The following is a 3,388-nucleotide window of genomic DNA, read 5'->3' as shown; positions in this document are numbered from 1 at the left end:
CATGCGACCCGGGGCGGCGACGGGACTGCCCGGCCTCGCCCTGGCCGGAGCATGGACCGCCACCGGTTGGCCGGCGACGATGGAGGGGGCCGTGCGCAGCGGCCACACCGCGGTGGCTCACCTGCTGAGGAACCCCGTCCGGTCGGGCGGTGCGCGCGTGCAGGAGGTGGTCGCATGACCGTGTCGACGACGACCACCCTCACCAGCGGCCGCGCCCTCGTGCACCCCGCCCTGCAGGATGCCGTGAGCCGGCTGGACGACCACACGCGCCGGGTCGCCGGCTACCACCTGGGATGGCTGGACCAGGGAGGCCGCCCGGTGGATGGCCCCGAGGGCAAGGCATTGCGCCCCGTCCTCGCGCTGCTGTCGGCCCAGGCGGCCGGGGCGTCGGTCGAGGTCGGCCTGCCCGGCGCGGTCGCGGTCGAGCTCGTCCACAACTTCTCGTTGCTGCACGACGACGTCATGGACGGCGACGCGGAGCGTCGGCACCGCCGGACGGTCTGGTCGGTGTGGGGGGAGTCCACCGCGATCCTCGCCGGTGACGCGCTGCTCTCGCTGGCCCACGAGGTCATCCTGGAGAGCCCCTCCCCGCAGGCGGCACAAGCCAGCAGGCTGCTCGCGACGGCCACCCGGGAGCTGGTCCGCGGACAGGTCGAGGACCTCGCCTTCGAGACACGCAGCAGGGTCACGGTGTCGGAGTGCATCGACATGGCGGCCGGCAAGACCGGTGCGCTCCTTGCAGCCAGTGCTGCGATCGGGGCAGTGCTGGCAGCGGCGGAGGAGCCCGTGATCGAGGCGTTGTCCACGTATGGCGGGCAGCTCGGCATCGCCTTCCAGCTCGTCGACGACCTGCTCGGCATCTGGGGCCACCCCGTGACCACGGGCAAGCCGGTGCACTCCGACCTGCGCTCGCGCAAGAAGACACTGCCGATCGCCTACGCCACGGAGCACGGCGGTGCCGTCGGTCGAGAGCTCCTGGCCTGGCTGGCCGAGCCCCAGCGGTCGGACGACGAGGCCCGGCTGTCGCAGGGCGCCGAGCTGGTCGAGCGCGGCGGTGGGCGAGCGTGGGCCCAGCAGGAGGCCGAACGACGGCTGGCCTTGGCGCTGAAGGCGATCCAGGCGGTCGACCTGCCGGACCAGGTCACGGACGAGCTGATCAGCCTCGGCAACTTCGTGGTGGGGAGGGATGCCTGATGACCACCGTCGGAGAGCGTCGCCTGCGCACCGGCTCCGTGCCTGCTGCGCCGCGCACGTCGGTCGTGGTCCCCAGCGTCGCACGGCGGGCCCTGGACGCCGCGGTGGCGCACCTGCGGGGCCTGCAGGACGAGCAGGGCTGGTGGAAGGGCGAGCTGGAGACGAACGTCACGATGGACGCCGAGGACCTCCTGTTGCGGGAGTTCCTCGGGGTCCGCACCGACTCGGAGACGCAGGCGGCGGCCCGTTGGATCCGGCGGCAGCAACGGGCCGACGGCACGTGGGCCAACTTCTACGGCGGCCCGCCCGACCTGTCCACGACGGTCGAGGCATGGGTCGCGCTGCGGCTGGCGGGAGACCAGCCGGATGCCGCGCACATGGCTCGCGCCGCGGCATACGTGCTGCAGCACGGAGGAGTCGAGCAGACCCGGGTCTTCACCCGGATCTGGCTGGCGCTCTTCGGGCTCTGGTCCTGGGACGAGCTGCCCACGCTCCCCCCGGAGATGATCTTCCTCCCCTCGTGGGCGCCCCTGAACATCTATGACTGGGCGTGCTGGGCGCGGCAGACGATCGTGCCCCTTTCCGTGGTCTGCACCCTCCGTCCGGCACGCCCACTCGGCTTCGGCATCGATGAGCTGCGGACCGGTGGCCCGAGGCCGGCGCGCTCGCCGATCCACAGCACGGCCGGGCTGTTCGAGCGCCTCGACGGCGCCCTCCACTGGTATGCCCGTCACCCCCTGCGTGCGGTCCGGCGCCGCGCCGTGCGGCGGGCGCAGGAGTGGATCCTCGAGCGGCAGGAGGAGGACGGTAGCTGGGGCGGCATCCAACCGCCTTGGGTCTACTCGCTGCTCGCCCTGAACCTGCTCGGGCTCGAGGTCGACCATCCGGCCATGCAAGCCGGCTTGCGCGGGCTCGACGGCTTCCTCATCGTGGAGGATGGCCCCGACGGGCCGGTGCGTCGCCTCGAGGCGTGCCAGTCACCGGTGTGGGACACCGCGCTCGCGATGACCGCGCTGCTGGATGCCGGGGTTGCCGCTGACGACGAGGCGCTGACCCGCGCCACGGACTGGATGCTCGGTGAGCAGATCGACGCCGGCGGCGACTGGCAGGTGCGCCGCCCAAACCTCGAATCGGGTGGCTGGGCCTTCGAGTTCGCCAACGACGGCTATCCCGACACCGACGACACCGCCGAGATCGTCCTGGCGCTCGCACGGGTCCGGCACACCGACCCGGTGCGGCTCGAGTCCTCGATCCAGCGAGGCGTGAGGTGGACCCGCGGCATGCAGTCGCGCGACGGTGGCTGGGGGGCCTTCGACGCGGACAACACCAGCACGCTGGCGCTCGCGCTGCCGTTCTGCGACTTCGGCGCGATCATCGACCCACCGTCGGCCGACGTGACCGCCCACGTGGTGGAGATGCTGGCTGCGGTGGGGGACCAGGACAGTGAGGACTGCCGCCGTGGGGTGGCCTGGCTGCTGAACGCCCAGGAGCCCGACGGCTCGTGGTTCGGCCGGTGGGGCGCCAACTACGTCTACGGCACCGGCGCCGTCGTGCCCGCCCTGGTCGCGGCAGGGTTGCCCGCCGATGCTCCCGAGATCGGCCGGGCCGTGCGCTGGTTGGAGGACCACCAGAACGACGACGGCGGCTGGGGCGAGGACCTGCGGTCCTATGACGACCCGGCCGGCTGGGCGGGACGCGGCGAATCGACTCCCTCGCAGACGGCGTGGGCTCTGCTGGCCCTCCTGGCTGCCGGCCGCGAAGGCAGGAGCGTCGAGCGTGGCATCGGCTGGCTGGTCCAGCGCCAGCGCCCGGACGGCACGTGGGACGAGGACCTCTACACCGCCACCGGCTTCCCGGGTGACTTCTACATCAACTACCACCTCTACCGCCTGGTCTTCCCGATCTGGGCGCTGGGCCGCTACGTCCGGAGGAGGGAGACATGAGTCACCCCGCGAAGTTCTCCGCTGCGCTCCGATACTTCCCGGGGGCCCCGGACATGAGTCACCCCACGAAGTTCTCCGCTGCGCTCCGATACTCCCCGGGGGCCACGACGTGACCTACCGCGTGTGCACGCCGCTGCGTTCCGAGCAGGCCGCCCTCGGTCGACGGCTCGACGCCACCGTCGTCCGCACCGGACGCGGCCCGAAGGGCCGGCTGCCGGACGGGCGGGACGTGCCGACCCTCGTGGCCGGTC

Annotated in this window: 3 protein-coding genes; all 3 read left to right on the top strand. The window is 72.5% G+C overall.

All coding sequences use genetic code 11. The features are described 5' to 3' along the window. Position 1: 1 nt before the first annotated feature. From FRW57_RS24910 to shc, 3 genes are read left to right on the top strand one after another with little or no spacing between them, the layout of a single operon-like run. Positions 2–178, top strand: a complete 177-nt coding sequence (locus FRW57_RS24910) for an FAD-dependent oxidoreductase (protein ID WP_203230420.1) — start codon at positions 2–4, stop codon at positions 176–178. Next, entirely contained in the window at positions 175–1,194 is a 1,020-nt protein-coding gene (locus tag FRW57_RS19150; protein ID WP_152186782.1) for a polyprenyl synthetase family protein, read from the top strand. Before FRW57_RS24910 ends, FRW57_RS19150 begins: the two co-directional genes overlap by 4 nt. After that, positions 1,194–3,137 carry a squalene--hopene cyclase gene (shc, locus tag FRW57_RS19145; protein WP_152186781.1) on the top strand — a complete coding sequence of 648 codons (1,944 nt, stop codon included), beginning with the start codon at positions 1,194–1,196 and terminating at the stop codon, positions 3,135–3,137. Before FRW57_RS19150 ends, shc begins: the two co-directional genes overlap by 1 nt. Positions 3,138–3,388 lie beyond the last annotated feature (251 nt).

It is taken from the genome of Segeticoccus rhizosphaerae, from assembly GCF_009192725.1.
In the GTDB taxonomy this organism is placed as follows: Bacteria; Actinomycetota; Actinomycetes; order Actinomycetales; family Dermatophilaceae; genus Segeticoccus; species Segeticoccus rhizosphaerae.
Note: the sequence above shows the minus strand (reverse complement) of the source record. Positions and strands in the feature narration are given on the sequence as shown.